Annotated in this window: 25 protein-coding genes; 9 read left to right on the plus strand and 16 right to left on the minus strand. The window is 62.7% G+C overall.

Annotated elements, in window-relative coordinates:
• Positions 1-11: 11 nt before the first annotated feature.
• The 4 genes from FQ668_RS09915 to FQ668_RS09930 form a co-directional block, all read right to left on the minus strand.
• Positions 12-551, minus strand: a complete 540-nt coding sequence (locus FQ668_RS09915; protein ID WP_041167015.1) for a type 1 glutamine amidotransferase domain-containing protein — start codon at positions 549-551, stop codon at positions 12-14.
• Positions 552-643: 92 nt separating this feature from the next.
• Positions 644-1,336: a DUF421 domain-containing protein gene (locus FQ668_RS09920; RefSeq protein WP_003254014.1), complete on the minus strand. Its 693-nt coding sequence runs from the start codon at positions 1,334-1,336 to the stop codon at positions 644-646.
• Between the two features lie 96 nt (positions 1,337-1,432).
• The gene (locus tag FQ668_RS09925) at positions 1,433-2,203 is read right to left on the minus strand and encodes an SDR family NAD(P)-dependent oxidoreductase (protein ID WP_014591338.1); all 771 of its coding nucleotides are present in this window, start codon (positions 2,201-2,203) and stop codon (positions 1,433-1,435) included.
• A gap of 78 nt (positions 2,204-2,281) precedes the next feature.
• Entirely contained in the window at positions 2,282-2,773 is a 492-nt protein-coding gene (locus FQ668_RS09930) for a DUF1543 domain-containing protein (protein WP_053868136.1), read from the minus strand.
• 158 nt (positions 2,774-2,931) lie between these two features.
• Here FQ668_RS09930 and FQ668_RS09935 point away from each other — a divergent pair, with 158 nt between their 5' ends.
• Genes FQ668_RS09935 through FQ668_RS09955 form a run of 5 tightly spaced genes read left to right on the plus strand, consistent with a single transcriptional unit; the run spans position 2,932 to position 6,023 of the window.
• Positions 2,932-3,468 carry a chalcone isomerase family protein gene (locus FQ668_RS09935; protein WP_053868137.1) on the plus strand — a complete coding sequence of 179 codons (537 nt, stop codon included), beginning with the start codon at positions 2,932-2,934 and terminating at the stop codon, positions 3,466-3,468.
• A 2-nt stretch (positions 3,469-3,470) separates the two neighbouring features.
• Positions 3,471-4,007, plus strand: a complete 537-nt coding sequence (locus FQ668_RS09940) for a DUF3833 domain-containing protein (protein WP_014591335.1) — start codon at positions 3,471-3,473, stop codon at positions 4,005-4,007.
• Positions 4,004-4,309, plus strand: a complete 306-nt coding sequence (locus FQ668_RS09945; RefSeq protein WP_003254009.1) for a DUF6482 family protein — start codon at positions 4,004-4,006, stop codon at positions 4,307-4,309. Before FQ668_RS09940 ends, FQ668_RS09945 begins: the two co-directional genes overlap by 4 nt.
• Before the next feature lie 8 nt (positions 4,310-4,317).
• The gene (locus FQ668_RS09950) at positions 4,318-5,844 is read left to right on the plus strand and encodes a cryptochrome/photolyase family protein (RefSeq protein ID WP_053868138.1); all 1,527 of its coding nucleotides are present in this window, start codon (positions 4,318-4,320) and stop codon (positions 5,842-5,844) included.
• Positions 5,841-6,023: a DUF2256 domain-containing protein gene (locus FQ668_RS09955; protein ID WP_076402962.1), complete on the plus strand. Its 183-nt coding sequence runs from the start codon at positions 5,841-5,843 to the stop codon at positions 6,021-6,023. The genes FQ668_RS09950 and FQ668_RS09955 overlap by 4 nt, the downstream gene beginning before the upstream one ends.
• On the opposite strand, the gene FQ668_RS09960 is transcribed toward FQ668_RS09955, so the two are convergent.
• The 7 genes from FQ668_RS09960 to FQ668_RS09990 all read right to left on the minus strand — a co-directional run bounded on the left by FQ668_RS09960 (position 5,961) and on the right by FQ668_RS09990 (position 11,468).
• Positions 5,961-6,449 (minus strand): DUF2878 domain-containing protein, encoded by a 489-nt coding sequence (locus tag FQ668_RS09960; protein ID WP_019436667.1) that lies wholly within the window; start codon positions 6,447-6,449, stop codon positions 5,961-5,963. The genes FQ668_RS09955 and FQ668_RS09960 overlap by 63 nt on opposite strands.
• A complete protein-coding gene (locus FQ668_RS09965; protein WP_019436666.1) occupies positions 6,449-7,711 on the minus strand; it encodes a cyclopropane-fatty-acyl-phospholipid synthase family protein in 1,263 nt (420 codons plus the stop codon). Before FQ668_RS09965 ends, FQ668_RS09960 begins: the two co-directional genes overlap by 1 nt.
• Complete coding sequence (locus FQ668_RS09970) at positions 7,686-8,495, minus strand: DUF1365 domain-containing protein (RefSeq protein ID WP_019436665.1); 810 nt, start codon at positions 8,493-8,495, stop codon at positions 7,686-7,688. Before FQ668_RS09970 ends, FQ668_RS09965 begins: the two co-directional genes overlap by 26 nt.
• A complete protein-coding gene (locus FQ668_RS09975; protein WP_014591330.1) occupies positions 8,492-9,739 on the minus strand; it encodes an NAD(P)/FAD-dependent oxidoreductase in 1,248 nt (415 codons plus the stop codon). Before FQ668_RS09975 ends, FQ668_RS09970 begins: the two co-directional genes overlap by 4 nt.
• 6 nt (positions 9,740-9,745) lie before the next feature.
• Positions 9,746-10,498 carry an SDR family oxidoreductase gene (locus tag FQ668_RS09980; protein ID WP_019436664.1) on the minus strand — a complete coding sequence of 251 codons (753 nt, stop codon included), beginning with the start codon at positions 10,496-10,498 and terminating at the stop codon, positions 9,746-9,748.
• On the minus strand, positions 10,495-10,917 hold the full coding sequence (locus tag FQ668_RS09985) for a nuclear transport factor 2 family protein (protein WP_014591328.1): 423 nt from the start codon (positions 10,915-10,917) through the stop codon (positions 10,495-10,497). The genes FQ668_RS09980 and FQ668_RS09985 overlap by 4 nt, the downstream gene beginning before the upstream one ends.
• Before the next feature lie 104 nt (positions 10,918-11,021).
• Complete coding sequence (locus tag FQ668_RS09990) at positions 11,022-11,468, minus strand: PAS domain S-box protein (protein WP_014591327.1); 447 nt, start codon at positions 11,466-11,468, stop codon at positions 11,022-11,024.
• A gap of 153 nt (positions 11,469-11,621) precedes the next feature.
• Between FQ668_RS09990 and FQ668_RS09995 the strand changes: the two genes are divergently transcribed.
• The gene (locus tag FQ668_RS09995) at positions 11,622-12,509 is read left to right on the plus strand and encodes a MerR family transcriptional regulator (RefSeq protein WP_014591326.1); all 888 of its coding nucleotides are present in this window, start codon (positions 11,622-11,624) and stop codon (positions 12,507-12,509) included.
• 338 nt (positions 12,510-12,847) lie between these two features.
• Here FQ668_RS09995 and FQ668_RS10005 read toward each other — a convergent pair whose 3' ends face one another.
• From FQ668_RS10005 to FQ668_RS10025, 5 genes are all read right to left on the minus strand, one after another.
• Positions 12,848-13,207, minus strand: a complete 360-nt coding sequence (locus FQ668_RS10005; RefSeq protein WP_003253997.1) for a cupin domain-containing protein — start codon at positions 13,205-13,207, stop codon at positions 12,848-12,850.
• On the minus strand, positions 13,204-13,797 hold the full coding sequence (locus tag FQ668_RS10010; protein WP_076403836.1) for a GNAT family N-acetyltransferase: 594 nt from the start codon (positions 13,795-13,797) through the stop codon (positions 13,204-13,206). Before FQ668_RS10010 ends, FQ668_RS10005 begins: the two co-directional genes overlap by 4 nt.
• 264 nt (positions 13,798-14,061) lie before the next feature.
• The gene (locus FQ668_RS10015) at positions 14,062-14,631 is read right to left on the minus strand and encodes a GNAT family N-acetyltransferase (protein WP_014591324.1); all 570 of its coding nucleotides are present in this window, start codon (positions 14,629-14,631) and stop codon (positions 14,062-14,064) included.
• Between the two features lie 177 nt (positions 14,632-14,808).
• A complete protein-coding gene (locus tag FQ668_RS10020) occupies positions 14,809-15,768 on the minus strand; it encodes a ribose-phosphate pyrophosphokinase (RefSeq protein ID WP_019436662.1) in 960 nt (319 codons plus the stop codon).
• Between the two features lie 95 nt (positions 15,769-15,863).
• Positions 15,864-16,853: a universal stress protein gene (locus FQ668_RS10025; protein ID WP_023390328.1), complete on the minus strand. Its 990-nt coding sequence runs from the start codon at positions 16,851-16,853 to the stop codon at positions 15,864-15,866.
• 198 nt (positions 16,854-17,051) lie between these two features.
• On the opposite strand from FQ668_RS10025, the gene FQ668_RS10030 reads away from it, so the two are divergent.
• The 3 genes from FQ668_RS10030 to tcuB all read left to right on the plus strand — a co-directional run bounded on the left by FQ668_RS10030 (position 17,052) and on the right by tcuB (position 20,726).
• Positions 17,052-17,972, plus strand: coding sequence for a LysR substrate-binding domain-containing protein (locus FQ668_RS10030; RefSeq protein WP_014591321.1), 921 nt, complete (start codon positions 17,052-17,054; stop codon positions 17,970-17,972).
• Positions 17,973-18,112: 140 nt separating this feature from the next.
• Positions 18,113-19,567 carry an FAD-dependent tricarballylate dehydrogenase TcuA gene (gene tcuA / locus FQ668_RS10035; RefSeq protein ID WP_019436659.1) on the plus strand — a complete coding sequence of 485 codons (1,455 nt, stop codon included), beginning with the start codon at positions 18,113-18,115 and terminating at the stop codon, positions 19,565-19,567.
• A complete protein-coding gene (gene tcuB, locus FQ668_RS10040; RefSeq protein ID WP_019436658.1) occupies positions 19,548-20,726 on the plus strand; it encodes a tricarballylate utilization 4Fe-4S protein TcuB in 1,179 nt (392 codons plus the stop codon). The genes tcuA and tcuB overlap by 20 nt, the downstream gene beginning before the upstream one ends.
• The last annotated feature ends 60 nt before the right edge of the window (positions 20,727-20,786 follow it).

Below are 20,786 nucleotides of genomic sequence, written 5' to 3' on the forward strand. Positions count from 1 at the left end.
CAGTAGCAGGGTCAGTCTGCCAGTGCCTTGATCAGTTGCTCATTGAAGGCTGGGATATCGTCCGGCTGGCGGCTGGTGATGAGGTTGCCATCGACCACCACTTGTTCATCCACCCACGTACCGCCCGCATTGCGAATGTCATCTTGCAAGGTCTTGTAGCTGGTCATTCGCTTGCCTTTGGCCAACCCGCTCGATATCAGCAGCCACGCGCCGTGGCAGATAACCGCCAGCGGCCTGCCGGCCGCATCATGGCTTTTTAGCAGTTTCTGCGCACCGGGGATCAAGCGAATGGTGTCGGAGTTCTGCACACCGCCGGGCAGCACCAAGGCGTCGTAGAGGTCAAGCTGCGCACTGTCGAAAGTCGCATCCACGCTGAACGCGTCGGCGGGTTCGTCATGGTTCCAGCCACGTACCGTGCCTTCTTTCTCGCTCAGGATATCGACCACCGCGCCGCTGTTTTCCAAGGCTTCACGCGGGCCGGTCAGTTCCACCTGTTCAAAGCCATCGGTGACCAGAAAGGCCACGCGCTTACCGTTCAATTGTGCACTCATCATTTTCTCCTCGTGCTGATAGGCCTTTCATAAGGGCCTGCAAACAGCAAGCAAAGTTCCTGCTCGATGCCTGGCGGTATGGGGAGAACCTGCTAACGGTTGCGCACGGTATCCAATGCAGGCGACCAGACCGTATGACCGCAACGTGAACACGCCAGGGTGTCATGAGGCTCATGGTAGGCCGGGAAACCACAGCTCACGCAGCAATGCAACCCGGCGCCGGGCGGCGATGTGTACTCCGGGCGATGCTCGACCGGCAGCACTGACAGGCCTGGGCGTGTGTCTTGCTGATCGTAGAAATACAAACTGAGATCGCCATCGGTTTCCAGAAGGCCCAGTCGAACCTGGCCCAGGTGCTCGACACCTTGCTGGCGTAGCTCCATGAACAGCTCATTCGGTGAAATGTTCATGTGACGCAGCGAATGGATTTCGTACATGCCATCTTTCACTACCGTGACTGGCAGCCCGTCGATCCAGGCCTCGCAGGTTCTGTTTCGCCTCATGAGGTAGACCGTTCCTCGGTAAAGCATGAACAGTGTGAGGAAAACCAAGGCCACCGGAAGCAGCGGTACATCCTCGTAAAAGGTCACATCGCCGGCAGCTGAGCCCAGGGTGAGAATGACCACGAGCTCGAACCGGGACAGCTGTCTGATACCGCGCCGGCCACTGAATTTCAGAAAGAAGAACACGGCCAGGAAGGCCGCTGAAACACGCACAGCAACTTCCAGCAGAAAGGTAAAAGGGAAGTCGCCTATCAGCATCCGTTGCAGATCAAACGAAACCATTCGTTCCACCCTTCCTTCTGCCGTTGTCAGATAAAGGGTTGACCCTTCTCGCTCAGGGCTGGTTCATCGACTTTGCCTGGGAACTCTGCGCGCGCGTCACCAGGGAATCGACGTGCCGTCCCACGCCCAGAACGTTCCGCTCTGCGCCGGGCCGTGACGGCTCACAAGCGCCAGGATGCAGGTGGCGGCAAACGCGGGCGAGAACAGCTTGGCCGGCGGCACATTGCCCTGAAAGGGTCGGGAAAGCTGGGTGTCGGTGGTGCCGGGATGCAATGCAAGTACCGTTGACGCGGGGTTCAGTCGCTTCAGCTCGATGCTTGCAGTGCGCAGAAGCTGGTTGAGCGCGGCTTTGCTGGCACGGTAGCTGTACCAGCCCCCCAAATGATTGTCGCCGATCGACCCGACCCGCGCCGACAAGGCGACGAAGGCCATCGGTTGCCGACGCAGCAGCGGCAGCAAATGCTTGAGCAGCAGAACAGGGGCGAAACAGTTGGTGGTGAAACTGCTCAGCAACCCCGCCATATCAAGCTGGTTCAGCGCTTTTTCAGCCCGTGCCGGGCCTTCTTGCAGCACGCCAAGCGTGCTGAAGACCAGGTTCAGCTGGTCGCAGCAGGCGCCCACCTGTGCTGCCAGAGTGTGCAGTGCCTGCTCGGATCGGGCGTCGCAATCGAGGCGAACCAACCGTCGCCCGTGCTCTGTGAACAAGGTATCCAGCGCAGGGCTGGTGGTGGCTCGTCGCGAAACGGCGAACACCAGCCCGATGTCATCGCGCGCCAGCAACTGCGTGCACAATGCCAGGCCAATCCCTTGGCTGGCCCCGCAGACCAGCACGTTGGCGGGTGTGTGAAGGTCGTTGATCAGGCTCATCGGAGTGTCCTCTTGGCTGGGCGCTGGCGCCTCGTCCTGTGATGCCTGCCAACGTTCTTGCACATGGCAGGGGTGAGCTCACAGCAGGATATAGTCGCTGTACTGCCGTAAGCCGTCATGGGGCCCTTCGATCAAATGCACGTAACGGTCGTTCACCCAGTCGATCGGCAGGCAATCGTCGACGTCCAGTACCGCGTCGGTATGCGGCTTGAGCCAGTCTGCCTGCAGGCGCTGCTTGCCCAGTTGCCTGGCCTCGGCCTTGTCCCTGGCCACCACCAGCAGGTAGTGGTGTGCCTCGCCAAACACCCCGGGCTCGTAGCCGCCAAGGTTGATGAAGAACAACCTGGGATCGTGTGGGCCAGGTGCTACCTGACTGAACGCGACGCGGTAGCGATCGATACCGTCGACTTCCATCCATGCGTCGATGTGCAGGCCCGTTCGGCTCCCGAACCAGGCTTGGCGCAGATGGGGGTAGGCCTGTTCAAGTGAGTCCGCCTGCGCGAACAACACGTCGTGGACCTCGATATTGGCCCGTGGGTGGCGTCCACCGAGCATGACGACGTACAGCATGAGCAATTCCTTCTATCTCGACTTTCATGGGTGTTCGATAACGGGGGCGAGTCTTACAGAAATGTGCATGCTGGGCATCAAAATCTGTACATTGCTCGTCAAATATGTGTACAAGCGTCTACTATTGTATAGTATTTAACAAAGTGCTCGAGGTCAGAATGGCGCACCCTGCACGTTGGACCTGTCTTTGCCTGCTGCTAGCCGCCATGTCGTCGGCGGCAGACTGGCGAGCGCAACTGCCTGCGGCGCAACGGCTGGGCGCCGGTGATTTCACCTGGTTTGGCCTGCGGCTGTATACCGCCCGGTTATGGGCAGTTGGCCCGGTTCAGGACTGGAACCAGCCGTTCGCCCTTGAGCTGCTCTATCACCGTTCATTGTCCAGGGACACGCTGGTCAAGGCCAGCCTTGAGGAAATGCAACGCCTGGGTGGCGGCAGCATGACGGCACAGCAACGCGCGGCATGGACCAAGGCGATAGAGCAGGCATTTGTGGACGTGACGCCTGGCATGCGCATCACGGGCCTATACCTGCCGGGGCAGGGTTGCCGCTTTTACGTCGACGGCAAGCTGAGCCACGCGATCGATGATCCGGTGTTCGCCCGGGCCTTCTTCGCCATCTGGCTTGACCCGCGGGCCAGAGACCCCCAATTGCGTCAGCGGCTGCTTGGGCTGGCTGGCGATGACCGAGGAGCCTGAACATGTACAAAGCGCTGTTGCTAGCTGCCTGCCTGCTTCTGGGCAGTTGTGGCAATGTCGGTATCGAGCACTATGGCCAGGAGCAGCCGAAGCTGGACCTGGCGGCGTTTTTCTCGCGCCCGGTTCAGGCGTGGGGGATGTTCCAGAAGCGTTCCGGAGAGGTGGTCAAGCGCTTCCACGTGCGCATCGACAGCCGCCGCGAGGGTGAAAGGCTGATCCTCGACGAACACTTTCTCTATAGCGATGGCACACGCCAGCAGCGTACCTGGACACTGGTGCCGGACGGCCCCGGGCGCTGGCGGGGAACCGCGGGGGACGTGATAGGCGAGGCGCGTGGCGAGGTGGCGGGCAATGCGCTGCGATGGCGTTACCAACTGGACCTGCCGGTCGATGGGCGGCACTGGCAGGTAGACCTGGACGACTGGATGTACCTCATGGATGACGACACCCTGATCAACCGCTCGAGCATGAGCAAGCTGGGCGTTGAGATTGGCCAGATCACCTTGTTCTTCCGCCGCCTGCCAGAGGGCACACCATGAACCTGATCGCGCTGACCCAGCTGGTTTCGACCGGCGAAGCCAAGGAACTTGAACTGCTGTCGCTGGAGGGGGGCTTCTACCTCCTGCGCGCCCTGACCGACGCCGGCCCTGTGACATTGAGCGATGCCCAGGGGCAGCCCGTGCGCGTGCGCTCCACGACCGAACTGCGGCAGTTGCTGGCCGACCTGCCGCCGGTGCCGTGCATGCTGGTGCAGCAGGTGGTGCACGATGAGATGTGCGGGCAACGCGACGGCCCCATCGCGCCGCTGCGCGTACCGGTAACGCTCACCAGCCAGTGGTAGCCCGGACGATGCGCCTGGGCCTGGTGCTGGGTGACCAATTGTCGTTTGACCTGGCAAGTCTGGCGTCCCTTGATCCTGCTCGCGATGCGGTCCTGATGGCGGAAGTGGAGGGGGAGGCCCGATACGTACCGCATCATCCGCTGAAGATCGTTCTCATCTTCAGCGCCATGCGGCATTTTGCCCAGGCCCTGCGTGAACGGGGTTGGCAGGTGCACTATGTCGAGCTGGATGCCGAGGGTAACAGCGGCAGCATCGTGGGTGAGTTGCGTCGATGGCAACAAGCCTTGGGCGCTACCCACATTCACTTGACCGAGTGCGGTGAGTGGCGCCTGGAGCAGGCCTTGCGTGATGCCGCACTGCCGCTTGTGTGGTTTCGCGACACGCGTTTTCTGTGCTCCCGTGAAGCCTTCGGGCGCTGGGCCACAGAACGTCGCCAGCTGCGCATGGAGCACTTCTATCGTGGCATGCGCAAGCGAACCGGCCTGCTCATGGAGCCTGACGGCAGCCCGGCAGGTGGGGCCTGGAATTTCGATGGCGACAATCGTAAGCCATTGCCACGGCAGCTGCGTGGCCTATTCGCTGCGCATTTTGCGCAAGACGACATCACGGCAGCGGTGGTGGCCTTGGTGCGTCAGCGCTTCAGCGACCACTACGGGGGCGTCGACGGTTTCGACTACCCCGTGACCCATGCCGAGGCACAACAGCTGTGGCAGCATTTTCTGGATTTCGGCCTGGCGGCTTTCGGTGACTACCAGGATGCGATGGCCGAAGGCGAGCCGTATCTGTTTCATGCGCGCATCAGTGCGGCGCTCAACATCGGCCTTCTGGATGTACGTCGTCTGTGCGACGACGTCGACACAGCCTGGCGCGAGGGGCGGGTGCCGCTCAATGCAGCCGAAGGCTTCATTCGCCAGCTGATCGGCTGGCGTGAGTATGTGCGTGGCATCTATTGGCAGCGCATGCCGGCGTATGCCGAGCTCAATCACCTGAACAACGACCGGGCGCTGCCAGAATTCTACTGGACCGGGCGCACCCGCATGCGCTGCATGGCGCAAGCCATCGGGCAGACCCTGCGGTTGGGCTACGCTCACCATATCCAGCGGTTGATGGTTACCGGCAACTTCGCCTTGCTGGCCGGTATCGTGCCAACTGCAATTTGTGAGTGGTACCTGGCGGTCTACATGGATGCCTTCGAATGGGTCGAACTGCCCAACACGCTTGGCATGGTGATGCACGCCGACGGCGGCTACCTGGGGTCCAAGCCGTACTGCGCCAGTGGTCGTTATATCCAGCGCATGTCCGATCATTGCAAGGCTTGCAGTTACAGGGTCGACCAGGTGACTGAAGAGGAGGCCTGCCCATTCAATGCCTTGTATTGGCATTTTCTCATTCGCCATCGCCCCCAGCTCTCGGCTAACCCGCGCCTGGCCCTGGTCTATCGCAGCCTTGATGGCATGCCCGCTGGCCGTCGCGATGCCGTGTGGCAACGTGGCCAGTCATTGCTGGCGCGGCTCGATGCGGGGCAGGCGTTATGAAAAAGAGCCTTCTGCCCAGCAAGGTTTGCGTGGCGTGTGGCCGGCCGTTCACCTGGCGCAAGCGCTGGGCACGCTGTTGGGAGCAGGTGCGCTACTGTTCCGAGCGATGTCGGCGGTCAGCGCCGCGCCGCGATGCGCGCCAGCAGGGGCAGGGCCAAAGCCCATATCGGCATCAGTAGCAGGCTGGTTTCCAGCGCGCCCAATGGCAAGGCGACACCTGCCAGCCTGGCGCCGCCTACATAGGCCAGGGGGCCGCCAAGCGCCCCCAGCAGTGCGCCGATTCGCCAGTGCCTGCCGGCCCATGCCAGGCTGTGACGCATTCCGCTGGCCAGCACCAACCACAGCAGCGCTAGCCACAGCGGCAGGGGCCAGGCGTCGAAACCGAACACTCCCAGTACTCCCAGCACGCTGTCGAGCACGCAGCCGACAAAGGTGACACGCAACAGCGCCTTGAGCTCGGCATTGATGTCCGGGCACAGGCGCAGGTGCACTGCCACGCCCGGAATCACCAGCAGCAACAGCAAAGGCCGCTCGGCCCCCAGCACGCAGACCCACCAGCCGGCTTGCAGCCAGAGGGCATTGGCGATCAGCCAGCGGCTGGGCATCAGGCACCGCCAGGCAAGGGCGCGCGGCGTGCCTGGGGGGCTGCCCAGAGCAGGTGCGCAACACCGATGGCGCGTTCCTCGAAACCGCCCTGGCAGTAGCAGAGGTAAAACTCCCACAGGCGCTGGAACATGTCGTCGTAGCCAAGGTCCGTCAGCGCAGTGCGTGCCTGACGCAGGTTTTCGCGCCAGTGTCGCAGGGTGTGGGCGTAGTCCAGGCCAAAATCTTCCATGTGCACAAGGTTCAGGCCAGTGTGCCGGCTGGCGGTGTCGAGCAACACGCTTAGCGAAGGCAGGGCGCCACCGGGGAAGATGTACCGCTGGATAAAGTCTACCGAGCGTTGCGCCTGGGCATAGCGCTGGTCGCGGATGGTGATCGCCTGCAATAGCATCAGGCCTTCAGGCTTGAGCAGCGAAGCACACTGGCGGAAATACACCGGCAGGTAGCGATGACCGACCGCTTCGATCATCTCGATCGAAACCAGTTTGTCGAACGTGCCTTGAAGGTCGCGGTAGTCTTCGCGCAGCACTTGCACGCGCTGCCCCAGCCCCAAGGCCTTGACGCGTTCCAGGGTATGGCTGTACTGCGCCTCGGAGAGCGTCGTGGTGGTGACCCTGCAGCCGTAGCGGGTGGCTGCGTGGATAGCGAGGCTGCCCCAGCCGCTGCCAATTTCCAGCAGGTGATCGTCAGGGCTCAGTTCGAGCTTCTGGCAGATGCGCTCCAGCTTGTGCAACTGGGCCTGCTCCAGTGTTTGCTCAGGGTGTTCGAATTGCGCAGCCGAATACATCATGGTGGGGTCCAGCAGCCGCTCGAACAGGGCATTGCCCAAGTCGTAGTGGGCCAGGATGTTGCGCCGGGCACCGCGCTTGTCGTTGCGGTTGAGCCGGTGCAGCAGGCGCAGGGCAGGGCGGCCCAAGCGGGCCAGGCCGCCCTCTAGCGCGTCAAGCACTTCAAGGTTGGCGACGAACAGGCGGGTCACCAGCGCCAGGTCGGGGCTGCGCCAATAGCCGTGAATGTAGGCTTCGCCAGCACCGATCGAGCCATTGCCGGCGATCAGGCTCCAGGTGGCGTCATCGAGGATCTCCACCTCGGCCTGGAACGGGCTGTCGGCATCACCGAAACTCCACTGCTGCCCGTGGCTGAGCAGGCGCAGGTGGCCGTGACGCAGCTTGCTCAACTGGGCGAGCACGGCGCTTCGTGCCAGCCCGCCGAGCAGTGGCGCAAGGCCTGCGAACTTGCTAACGCTCAGGGTGGGATTTGACATCATCAAGGTCCTCGCAAGGTTGGCCGAGTGCCAGGTCACGCTGGCAGGTGGTGTGGTCATGCACGGGGGTGCGTTTGAGTAACAGGCGAAGCGCTTGCCAGTAGATAGCCGAGACAGTGCGCAGGCTCATCCATGGGAAGTTCAGGACATACCGACGTAGCGCTGCTCCATCCAGTGGCTTGCGGCGCAGGGCGAGATCGGCCTCGAACACCTTTGTGCCGCCTTGCCAGTTCTGCATCTGAATGCGTACATGGTCCGTGTCCAGGAAAAAGCGCAGGCGATAGTCCATGTCCAACGACATGAACGGCGACACATGGAAGGCCTTGCCGACGCTGAAGGGCCTGGCAAGGTTGCCTTGCACCGGGAGCACGTAATGAAAGCGTTCACGCCAGGGCGTGTTGCGCACTTCCATCAGGATCGCGGTCAGGCGCCCGTCGCGGTCATGGCAGAAATAGAAACTCACCGGGTTGAACGACAGCCCCCAGCACCTCAGTTGCGTGAGCAGCTGTACCCGGCCTTCGGGCAGGTGCCCCGTCGCCTGCCCGACCAGCAAGCGTGCAGCCTGGGCCAGCGATTCGCCTTGGCGGGTCAGGGCGGGCAGGTAGTCGGTCTCGCGCCAGCACAACGGCGCCAGGCGCCAGCGTCCCAGCAAGCGTGACAGGCCCATCAGCCAGGATTGTTCGTCCAGGTCCAGGTAGAACATGCCGATCCGGTAGCGAAACGCGTGGACCCGCGGCGTCAGCCGTCGGTGGCTGATCCAGCCCATGCAGAGGCTGCTGTTCACAGTTGCTCTCCGAAGTGCGCGGCCACCTTCAGTGCGCTGACCACCCCGTCTTCATGAAAGCCATTGCCCCAGTAGGCGCCACAGAAGTAACTGTGCTGTTGCCCTTGCAGTTGTCCTTGGCATGCCTGGGCAGCCGACGCTGCAACGCTGTACTGGGGATGGGCGTACTGGAAGCGGGCGATGACCTGCGCCGGGTCTATCAGTGCGGTCTGGTTGAGGCTCACACAGAAGGTTGTCGGGGCCTGGATACCCTGCAGAATGTTCATGTTGTAGGTCAGCGCGGCGGGAGCCCGCTCAGGGCCGCCCAGGCGGTAGTTCCAGCTGGCCCAGGCGCGCTGGCGGCGTGGCAGCAGGCGGGTATCAGTGTGCAGCACCACGTCGTTGCTGGCGTAATCGATGGCGCTGAGTACGGCGCGCTCCTGGTTGCTGGGGCTTTCCAGCAGTGCCAGGGCCTGATCGCTGTGACAAGCGAACACCACATTGTCGAAGCGCTCGGTGCCAGCCGCGCTCACGAGGGTCACGCCACCTTCGTCGCGGCTGACCCGGTAGACCTTGCAGTTGAGGCGGATGCGCTCAGCGAAGGGCCGGCACAGCGGTGCGACATAGCTGCGCGAGCCGCCTTTGATCACCCGCCACTGTGGACGTTGGTTGACCGACAGCAAGCCGTGGTTGCGGCAGAAGCGCACGAAGAACTCAAGCGGGAAGTGGAGCATGTCTGCGCGAGACATCGACCAGATCGCCGACCCCATCGGCACGATGTAATGATCGATGAAGCGTTGCCCATAGCGGTTCGCTTGAAGGTAGTCGCCCAGCGTGGTGCTGGCATCGATACGCTGGTTGTCCAGGTCGGCCAGTGCCTGACGGTTGAAACGCAGAATGTCCCGGATCATCCCCCAGAACCCTGGGGACACCAGGTTGCTGCGTTGGGCGAACAGGGTGTTCAGGTCGTGGCCGTTATATTCCAGGCCCGTAATCGGGTCATGCACGGAAAAGCTCATCTCGGTCGGCTGCGATGGCACCTGAAGCTGGTCGAGCAAGCGGATGAAGTTCGGGTACGTCCAGTCGTTGAAGACGATGAAACCGGTATCTATTGCATGGCGCTGGCCGTTCCAGACCACATCAAGGGTGTGCGTGTGGCCCCCGACCCATTGCTCAGCCTCGAAAACCGTGACTTCGTGCTTGCGTGACAGCAAATGGGCGCAGGTCAGCCCCGCGATGCCACTGCCGATGATTGCTATACGCATGGATCATCATTCCTGTTCATGACGGGCGAGGCGTTGGCCCAGCGCCAGGCGCAGGCGCGCGGGTAGCGCCCCGAGCAGGCGCAACACCAAGGTGAAAAGACCGGGGAAGTTGATTTCCAGGGGGCGGCGGGGCAGGCGCCTGGCGATATGCCGGGCGGCACGCTGCGCAGACCACAGCTGTGGCATGGGGAAATCGTTGCGACGGGTCAGTGGTGTGTCCACGAAGCCTGGGCTCACCAGGGTGACCGCGATGCCCTCGCGGGCCAGGTCGATTCGCTGTGACTCCACCAGATAGCGCACCGCGGCCTTGGACGCGCCATAGGCGCCGGCGCGGGGCAAGGCCAGCCAGGTTACCGAACTGCCCATCACCACCAGGTGGGGGCGCTGGCCGGCGCGCAGCAAGGGCAGTGCTGCCGCCAGGCAGTAGCTGACGCCCAGCAGGTTGGTGCGCATGACGCGCTCGACCAACGCCGGATCGAAATGCCCAGGCTCCAGGTATTCGCAGGTGCCGGCATTGAGAATGGCCATGTCCAGGCCTCCCCAGGCCTGCTCGATTTGCGCAGCGATGTCGGCGACCTGCTCCGGGTTGTCAAGATCGCCAATGGCCAGCAATGCCTGCCCGGGAAACCGTTCGGCCAGCGGGGCAAGGCGGTCGACGTTACGCCCGCCCAAGGCAACCTGGTGGCCTTGCTCCAGGAGGACTTGCGCGAGCGCGGCACCGATACCGCTGCTGGCGCCAGTCAGCCAACAGCGGCTCATGCCAGCCTGCCTTTGAGCCAGCGGATCGCAGTGCCCATGACGGGAAGGTGCTCATAAAGCAGGGCACCGGCGTCGAAATAGTCCTGGTGAAAATGCACACGGTCGCGCCAATGCAGGCAGCTACAGCCTTGCAACGTGATCGGCTGGCCGCCAGCAAGGCGCGGGTGACAAAACTGCAGTGTCCAACGCAGGTAGCCCTGCCCGGGCGTTACCTCGTCGGCGCTGGTGAAGGCGTAGCGGATATCGGTGGCGTTGGCGTACAACTGCTCGAAGTAGGCACGCAGGGCCTGCAGCCCCTGTATCTGGTGCAGGGGATCACGAAAGGTGACATCGTCGCTGTACAGTTTATCCAGCGTGTCGAGGCTAGCCCCATCAAGGCGGGCGAAGCGCTCGGCGAATTGCTGTAGGTACGCTGACATACTGGGCTCCAGGGCAATCCTGTACAAAATCGAATTGTTGTACAGGTATAACTGAAGCCTAAGCCTTTATCTATACAAGTCAACGGTCTTGTATAGGTTTTTTGTCAGCGCTTGGCCTTGCCCTGCTGCCGGCGCAGCTCCGCCACTTCAGCCTCCAGCTCGCGAACCCTTTCCTCGGCGAATATTTGCGCTGTGACATCGCGCTGGATGCCAATGTAGTAGGTCAACTGGTCCGCCTCGTTGTGCACGGGTGTGATGGACAACTCGTTCCAGAACAGGCTGCCGTCCTTGCGGTAGTTGCGCAGCACCTGGCAGCAGGGGCGGCCTTCGCGGATCGCCTCGCGGATAATTGCGATGCCCGGCTGGTCGTGATCCTCGCCCTGAAGAAAACGACAGTCCTGATAGAGGATATCGTCGGCGCAGTAGCCGGTCAGGCGCTCGAAGGCCGGGTTGACGTAGATAAGGATGCTCTCATTGCCTTCCTGCTCGGCGACAACGATGCCATCGTTGGAATGTTCGACCATCAGTTGCAGGAGTTTTGCGTTGATCATGGGGCTCACCTACAGGCATTTCGTATGCGATGTGCGCCAAAGGCTTCCGTGCAGTAGCTTTTGGCGCTGTTTGTTGCATGATGAACCAAGGAGGCTCGCCGCAGAAGGTGCATCTGGGTTTAGAATGTATCACCCCTTGAATGACACCTCGTTATGACCGACGCCACCCCACCCGAATTGCTACCCATGCGCGATGTGGTCAGCCTGACCGGCATCAATCCGGTGACCTTGCGTGCCTGGGAGCGGCGTCATGGGTTGATTCGCCCGCAGCGCACCGAGGGCGGCCATCGCTTGTACACGGCCCAGGATGTCCAGCGCATACGCGACATCTTGCGCTGGACCGCCAACGGCCTGCCCATCAGCAAGGTGGGTGACAGGCTCGCCGGCCAGCCTGAGGCGCCTGTGCAGCAGCCCTCGGCCTTTGACGACTGGCGCGCCGCCGTTGCGCGCGCTTGCAGGGCATTCGATGCGCAGGCGCTGGAAGCGATCCATGGACAGCTGTTCACACTCTTGCCAAAGGCCACGGTGCTGCGCGAAGTGCTGATGCCGGTTTGGCATGAGCTGGCTTCAGGCAGTGCGCCAGGCCAGCGTAGCCAATGGCTGTTTCTCGATACGTTCTTGCGCGCCCGGCTGCTACTGCGCTTGCAGATGAACCAGGTCGATGCGCCGCGGGTGCTGCTGGCGGGTACCGAGGGGCAAGCCGAATGCCAGGTGTTGTGCGCCGGGCTGCTGTTGAGCAGCGAGCGACAACGCATCGAAGTGCTCGGCTGCGGGCAGCCGCTGGAAGAGCTCCCGTTGCTGTGTGCGGCGATGCAGCCTGCGGCACTGGTGATCGCGCTGCAGCCACCGGTGAGCCCTGCCTTGGCCAAGCGCCTGCGCTCGCTGCAGATGGAAATTGATTGTCCGCTGGCCTTGACGGGCGAGGGGCTGGCCGGTGTGCAAGCGGCCTTGCACGGGCTGCCGGTATGCCTGCTGGACGAGCAGGGTGCTGACGTCGCGCGCGTGCTTGACGCCTTGCTCAGGGGGGCGCTGGACGTTTGAGCCTGGCCCTGCGCGATGCTCAAGGGGGTTGGGCGCATAGCGGGTTCGTGGGGGCCTGCTCGGCATGCTGGCCCCTTGTCGGCATCATCCCGGTCTGTTCGCTCCCCTGCTGGGGGGGCGCAGACCGAAACAAGATCCTCGAGCAATCGGGGCGCAACACGCCCGTCATCGGCTTCACCGTCTGCTACGGCGCCGCCAATGTCCTCTTGGCGGAAGGTCACTGCTCATTGCGCTGACCGGCTCCCGAGGCCTCATTGCTCACGCATCGTTTTCAGGTTTGGACGGGCTCGCGTGTCACTGCTCCCTGGGCACGAGGTTTACGGGGGTTCGCACAGTGCTTAGTTCGCGGGCACGAGGATCACGAAGTTCTTCTTCATGTCTTCCACTACGGTCCATTTGCCCTTGGCGCCCGGTTCGATAATGAACGTGTCGCCAGCGGCCAGTGTGACCGGGGCGCAACCCTCAAGCTCGATGACGCAGCACCCACTCAGGACATGGCAGAACTCCCAGACTTTGTAGTCAATGCGCCACGCCCCGGTGCTGGCTTCCCATTCTCCGGAAATGCGACCTTGCTGTTCATCGTGATAGTACTTGGACGTCAGCGTGTGAGGGGTGCCTTCCAACACTTCTTCAAAGAAGGGCAGGTCGCGCAGCGGTTGGATATCCAGTTCGCGGAACACGGTCAGTTTCTGGTTCATGGCTGTTTCTCGAGCACGTTGTGAGTAGGGCGATACATTAAATAGGCTTCACCCGTGACGCCCAGCATCGGGTGCGGAACGATCTGGCAGGTTTTCACAATTTGAAAACCATGACGTTCGTAGAAGCGGCGTGCACCGTGGTTTTCCGCATAATCGATCAGGCACAGTCCATCGAGGCCTGCGTCGTCAGCGCGCTGCTGGGCGTGGCGAAGAAACTCGGCACCCAGCCCCTGGCTCCGCCAGGCCTCATCCAGTGCCAGGCTGGATATGTACAAGGTATCGGGTATTTCCATGTCGGAATAAGGCGCGAGGACGGGGTCGGTTTCGACTGGCCTGTCAGGGGTCGCGCGCAAGGCATAGCTATGCATCATGCCGATGACGCGCCCTTCGAAAGTGGCCATCAGGCAGTTCTTGTATGAAAAGTCGCCCTGTTCTCTGGCATAGCGAGACGCACCGACACTCAGCAATGCTTCTCCAGGTGCGGCGAGCTTGCTCCATATGTAATCGGCCATACCCTCCGATGTCAGTTGAAAGAAGCGCGCAATATCATGCGCGTCCGAGACTCGAGCGGGTCTGAAGTCGATAGGCATGTACAGTGCTCCCATGGTGCCGGGGTCAGTTTTCAAGGGTTACGCCTTTGGCTGGGGGCAGGGTAGACGGTTATAGCGGTTCCCATGATGCTCTGCGCGAACACCATCAGCATGGCGTGCGACACTGCCCTCATGCCCAAATGCTCGTGGCCGTACAAGGCTCAGGATGGCTTGGGTAATCAATCGTGCAGTCGCCGGAGGTCGTAAGGCGAAAAACGGGCGGGGCAGCGCGGTGGCTGCCCCAGGTGTTGCTGCAACGGCGCTTCAGGCCAGGTTGAGGCGATGGATGACCTGGGTCGGATCATCCGGGTCGGTACTGGTGGTGAACCCTGCTGCCTTGGCCAGGTCGCGCATCGCCAAATTGGCGGCTGAGTCGATCGAGTACATCTGCCGCAGGCCCTTGGCCCGGGCATGGTCGGTAAGGTGCTTGAGTAACAGGCGGCCCAGCCCATGATGTTGCCAGCTATCGAGCACCGTGACCGCGCACTCGCATTCATCCTTGCCGGCAATGGCGGCGTAACGGGAAATGCCCACCTCTTGTAGCTCACCGTCCACATGGGCGAGGGCGACGAAGGCAGCTTGTCGGTCCTGGTCGATTGCCATCAACTGGTCGAGCATGGCTTCATCGGGCGCCTTGATCTGGCACAGGAAGCGAAAATGCCGCGACTGCGGTGACAGTCGCTCGATGAAGGCCCTTTCGCGCTCCCGGTCCTTGGCTTGCAGTGGCCTGATCAGGACATGGGTGCCATTGTCGAGGGCTTCGATCCAATGCTCCCCCGCCGGCTTGGGAAACGAGGGAGCGGTGTAGTGACGGGAGGGTTCTGTGGGCGCCATGGCAGTCATCCTCGTGTGTCGGAAATGAACAATGGAGGTGTAGTTTCGACGCTTGGCCCTGCGCGGACTTGATAGTTGTCAATTCCACGGTTGCCGGTTTGTGTCATCGGTCAGGCGGGGATCGAAAGCGGATCGTCCAAGAGCAGGGACGCTCCGCCCACATCAAATGCGCCGGGGTCATGCGCCAGAGCCCGGGCGGTTGGCAATCAGCTCGGCGACCAGGGCGCTGGTATCGACGATATCCAGTTGCTCCAGGCATCGCACAGGCAGGCGAAAGGGGGCGATGCTGTCGGCCACCAATACCCGTTCGAACGCGCCGCTGTCGAACAGCTCGCCACCGGTGGTGAACAGGCCGTGGGTGGCCGCGGCCAGCATGCGGCTGGCTCCGGCCTGCCGGCAGGCCTGGGCAGCGCGTAACAGCGTCTGCCCCGTGCTGATCAGGTCGTCGAACACGATGACGGTGCTGCCTGCCACGTTACCGACCAGGTGTTCGCCGCTCAGGCCTGCCTGTTGGCGGTGTTTTTCCATCATGGCCACCGAGACCGGGCGCGCCAGCAGGTGGGCCAGGGCCTGGCGAAACTGCTCGGCGCGTTTGACGCCACCGATATCCGGTGATACTACCGTGACCGCCTGCTCACCGAGTAGCGGGGCCAGGCGTTGGGCGAATAGCTGGGTGCATTGCAGGTTCCAGCTCGGGATTCGGTAGGCGTTGTCGAAGGCGCTGGGGTTGTGCACGTCCAGCGCCACAATGCGGTCCACGCCGCAGCTTTCCATCAGCCTAGCCACATGGCGGGTGATGATAGCGTCCTGAAACTCCACCTTGCGGTCCTTGCGACCATAACAGAGGTAAGGCGTGACTGCCGTCACCTGGCGGGCAGCAGCGTCCTTGAGCGCGCCACAGAAGAACAACAACCGGCATAGCTTGTCATGCGCGCTGTGGTGCGCGTCACCATACAGCGAGTGAAAGACGATGACCGATCGACCGTCCACCGATTCGCCAGGCCAGCACTTGTGCTCTCCGTCCTCGTAGTCGCGCTCTTCATGTGCAGACAGTGTCCTGCCCAGGCGTTGCGCCACGGCACTCCCATAGGCCTGGCTGCCTTGCAAGGCGAACAGCAACGGCGGTGTGTCATTCATGCCCTGCGCTCCAGAGGTCGTTCACAGCAACATGAGCTGCATGGCACTGTGCGGTTTGATGAGTATCCAGTTGAGCATAGCCAGCGGGCGATCGTTCAACCGTGAATCGCCAGAATACTGGAGTGAATCTTGTACAGGGTTTGCTCTGTAGTACTGCCGACGACCTTGCTCACCCCCTCGTGGTAGAGCGTGCCCATCACCACCACATCGAAGCCTTGCTGGTTCGCGTATTCGCTGACCACGTTACGGGCAGCACCCCGCACCAGGTGCAGGTGATCTGGCTTGATGCCATAACGGCCGCCGAACGTCGCCATGCGCTCGCGCGCACGACCGGACATTTCCTCGACCAGTTTGTCTGTCCAGGCCACGGGTGCGGCGGCATAGGCGACGAAGCTGGCGCTGGGTTCGTAGGCCTGCAGCAGGTGCAGTTGCGCCTTGCAGCGTTGTGCCAGTGCCTGTGCCGATTGCAGGATGTGGTCGTTGAGCTTGTCGATCAGCGGGTCGTGCTCGACCAGGTCCACGGCGACAAGTACGCGCGCTGGCAGCTTCGTTTCAGCCTGGGCTACCAGGTGCAGCGGGATCGGGCAGCGGCGTAGCAATTGCCAGTCCAATGGCGTGAGCAGGGCACGGCTCAAGGCGGTTTCGTGCTGGATGTCCTTGATCACCATCCCTATCCGGTGCAGTTGGGCCAGCCGGATCAAGTCCTTGAGCGGGTCTTGATCGTCCAGTGTCTCGGCGTAGGCGGTAATGCCCAGTTCGCCCAGCGCCTTCACCTGGTCAGCGAGCCAAGCCTTTCGATGCTCGGCGTCCTGCTTGCGGGCGTTTTTGCGTAGCACCTGGTCCAGGGTTGCCAGGCGCGAGGGCAATTGACTGAGCGCCACCAGATGCAAGGTGGCACCTGTCGCACTGCTCAGCGCCTGAGCACGCGTCAGGGCAGGCGAAGGGTGCAGGTCTGGATGGCAGATCAGCAGGAGTCTTGAGTAAGTGTTCATGATGGCCTCCACCGCGGTGGCAGCCTCGATGAAGGCCCACCGGTTCAGGCCAAGCGTGACGCAGTGGGGCTCGATGACCTTGATATTTATCAAGATTGGCTGAATGTCAGCTTCGATAACGGTTGCGGTGCGTCGTTTATCGCCGCGTTCTGCGCAGGTGACAACTCAGGCGGACACCATCACCCTTGATTCTGAAATTCTAAAAGTGTGTTCGCCGGCCGCTAACATTTATCTGCGCCAAAGCTTGATACTCAATGAGCCGCCGAAATTGCTGAATAGGAGATGCCTTTGATGGAGTTACGCCAGCTTCGTTACTTTCTGAGTGTGCTGGAGTGTGGCAGCCTCGGCAGAGCCGCGCTCGAAACGGGCGTTGGGGTATCTGCGTTGAGCCAGCAACTCACGAAGCTCGAAAGTGAGTTGAGTACCCGCCTGCTGACACGCTCTAGCGTTGGCGTCACGCCCACCGCGGCAGGCTTGGCATTCGAATACCATGCGCGCCTGACGCTGCGCCAGGCCGATTACGCCATGTTGGCCGCACGCAGTGGGCGTATGAGTGGGTACGCCAGCGTCGGTATGGCACCCACCACGGCTTCGGTGTTGGGCCTGGCGCTGATCGCCAGGATGCGTGAGCGCTACCCTGATATCCGTCTTCATTTGGTGGAAATGCTGTCGGGCTACCTGGTGAACCAGCTCAATACTCGGCACCTGGATTTGGCGGTGTTGTTCCAGCTGGAGGCTGGCATGCGGCTGGATGCGCGGCCGCTGCTGGAGGAGCGGCTGTTCGCATTGGTTCCGGTAGCCTTGGTCAAGGCTGATTGGGGGACGTCGCTGACGTTGCAGCAGATCGCCTCGCTGCCCTTGGTGATGCCCAGTGCCCAGCATGGTCTTCGCGCCACGTTACGCGTCATCCTTGAGCGCGTCGGATTGGACGCGAATATCGTCATGGAGGTTGATGGCCTGTCGCTTCTCATGGATTGCGTCAGCGCAGGTCACGCCGCGACGATTCAACCCGGCGCCACTGTGGCCCGGGCCATGCAGGCAGGCCTGCGGGTGTTTTCGATCGACGATCCGCAAGCTCAGCGGCGCAACTTGGTGGTGAGCCTGGTCGATGATGAACTCTCGCCTGCTGCACTTGCCACGCGAATCGTGCTGCATGAAGTTTCCCGCGATTTGGTGCAGCAGGATCGCTGGCCTGGGGCGCGTTTGCTGTGAGCGCCTGCGAATGACCGTCCCTTTAGAAAAACTGAAGACCTCCCCCCTGCAATCGTGTTTCGCCCAAGGTACGAGACCCCCTAGAGTCCGGGGTCCGCGAGGAGCTGCCCAACCCTGGCTTCTCGCTCCCTGGAGGCGACATGATCGATGTACTTGTCATTGGCGGCGGCAATGCTGCCCTCTGCGCCGCGCTGATGGCGCGCGAGGCCGGCGCCAGCGTGATGCTGGTGGAAGCCGCGCCCCGCGCTTGGCGAGGCGGCAACTCCCAACACACCCGTAACCTTCGGTGCATGCACGATGCCCTGCAGGACGTGCTGGTGGAGGCTTACCCCGAAGAAGAGTTCTGGCAGGATCTGCTGAAGGTTACTGATGGCCAGACCAACGAGGCCCTGGCGCGTCTGGTGATTCGTGCCTCGTCCGACTGTCGCGGCTGGATGCGCCGCCACGGCGTGCACTTCCAGCCCTCGTTGTCGGGTGCGTTGCACACTGCGCGGACCAACGCTTTCTTCATGGGCGGGGGCAAGGCCCTGGTCAATGCTTATTACCGCAGCGCCGAGCGGCTTGGTGTGCAGGTGCGCTACGACAGCCCGGTGTGCGATCTGGAATTGCGCGATGGACGCTTCATCGCTGCCCACCTGGCGGCCCGCGACGTCGACGGGCGGCGCCTGCCCGCCGAGCGCATCGAGGCGCGCAGTTGCGTGCTGGCGGCCGGCGGCTTCGAGTCCAATCGCCAATGGCTGCGTGAGGCCTGGGGGCAGAATGATCGCGGCGAGTGGCCGGCGGACAACTTCCTGGTGCGGGGCACGCGCTTCAACGACGGCGCGCTGCTGCGGCGCATGATCGACCTAGGTGCCGACACCATTGGCGACCCGACCCAGGCCCACATGGTCGCCATCGATGCCCGCGCACCGCTGTACGACGGTGGTATCTGCACGCGCATCGACTGCGTGTCGCTTGGCGTGGTGGTGAACCGCGACGGCCAGCGTTTCTACGACGAAGGCGAGGATTTCTGGCCCAAGCGCTATGCCATCTGGGGGCGGCTGGTGGCCCAGCAGCCTGGCCAGGTGGGGTTCTCGATCATCGATCAGAAGGCCCTGGGCCGCTTCATGCCACCGGTGTTCCCTGGCACCCGCGCCGACAGCCTCGAGGCCTTGGCCGTAGCCCTCGAACTGCCGGTGCCTGCGTTTCTCGAGACCCTGCGCGCCTACAACCAGGCATGCCGCCCCGGCACGTTCGACCACACCCGGCTGGACGGTTGCCGCACCGACGGCGTGCAACCGGTCAAGAGCCATTGGGCCTTGCCGATCGATAAGCCGCCGTTCTTCGGTTACCCGCTGCGTCCGGGGGTGACGTTCACCTACCTCGGCCTGCGCACCGATGCCACGGCTGCCGTGCATTTCGGCGGGCGGCCCAGTCCCAACCTGTTCGTCGCCGGCGAGATGATGGCCGGCAACGTGCTGGGCAAGGGCTACACCGCCGGTGTCGGCATGTCCATCGGTACCGCGTTTGGCCGCATCGCCGGCACTCAGGCGGCGGCCGCCGCCGGCCATTGTATTTACCCCCTGGAGGCCCAGCATGACTGTGCAAATGCCTGATCCCCGCGTGTTCGACCCCGCCCCGCCACAGGCCGAGCTGATCCCGCTGCTGAACCTGGACGAGCAGGAGGTGGACCGGCAGATGCGCATCTGCAACGCCTGCCGTTATTGCGAGGGGTTCTGTGCCGTGTTCCCGGCGATGACCCGTCGACTCGACTTCGACAAGGCCGACATCCACTACCTGGCCAACCTCTGCCACAACTGTGGCGCCTGCTTGCACGCTTGTCAGTACGCCGCACCGCATGCGTTTGCGGTGAACGTGCCGCAGGCCATGGCCAAGGTGCGCGGGCAGACCTACGCTGAGTACGCTTGGCCGGCCCGGTTCGGGCAGCTCTACCGGCGTAATGGCACCTTCGTCGCCGTGGCGTTGGCGCTAGCGCTGTCGCTGTTCTTGCTGCTGGCCTTGCAGGTCAACGGCACTTTGCTGCCTGGGCGGCTGGCCGGAGATTTCTACGCTGTGTTCCCGCACAACACCTTGGCGCTCTTGTTCGGTGGCGTGTTCAGCGCTGCCGGGGTGGCGCTGGCCGTGGCGTTGAGGCGCTTCTGGCGCACGGTGTCGCCCGCCCAAGCGCGGCAACCGGCCAACGGTGCGCTGCCGGAGGCGGCGAGCGCAGTGCTGACGCTCAAGTATCTGGATGGCGGCCATGGCCAAGGCTGCAACAACGCCGACGATCGCTACACGCTGTGGCGTCGACGCTACCATCATTTGACCTTCTACGGCTTCATGCTGTGCTTTGCCGCCACCGTGGTCGCTACCGGTTATCACTACCTGCTGGGCCTGCATGCGCCATACCCGCTGCTGAGCCTGCCGGTGGTCCTCGGCACCCTCGGGGGTATCGGCCTGATCGTCGGGCCAGCGGGCCTGCTGGCGTTGAACCTGCGCCGCCCGCCAGAGCATGGCGATGCCGCGCAGCGCCCCATGGACCGTGCGTTCATCCTGCTTCTGCTGTTGGTCAGCACGACCGGTATGGCGTTGCTGGCCCTGCGTGACACCGAGGTGATGGCGATCCTGCTGGCCGTGCACCTGGGCACCGTCATGGCACTGTTCGTGACCTTGCCCTATGGCAAGTTCGCCCATGGCCTGTTCCGCAGTGCCGCGCTGCTGAAGTTTGCGATCGAAAAGCGCCGGCCCGACCCTCATAGCTTGGGCGGGGACTGAACCCTGCACGGAATGCGATGCGACACCGTGTGTTCAGCCTGGCGAGCAACGCAGTGGCCA

The organism is Pseudomonas sp. Kh14 (genome assembly GCF_900291005.1).
GTDB classification, from domain to species: Bacteria; Pseudomonadota; Gammaproteobacteria; order Pseudomonadales; family Pseudomonadaceae; genus Aquipseudomonas; species Aquipseudomonas alloputida.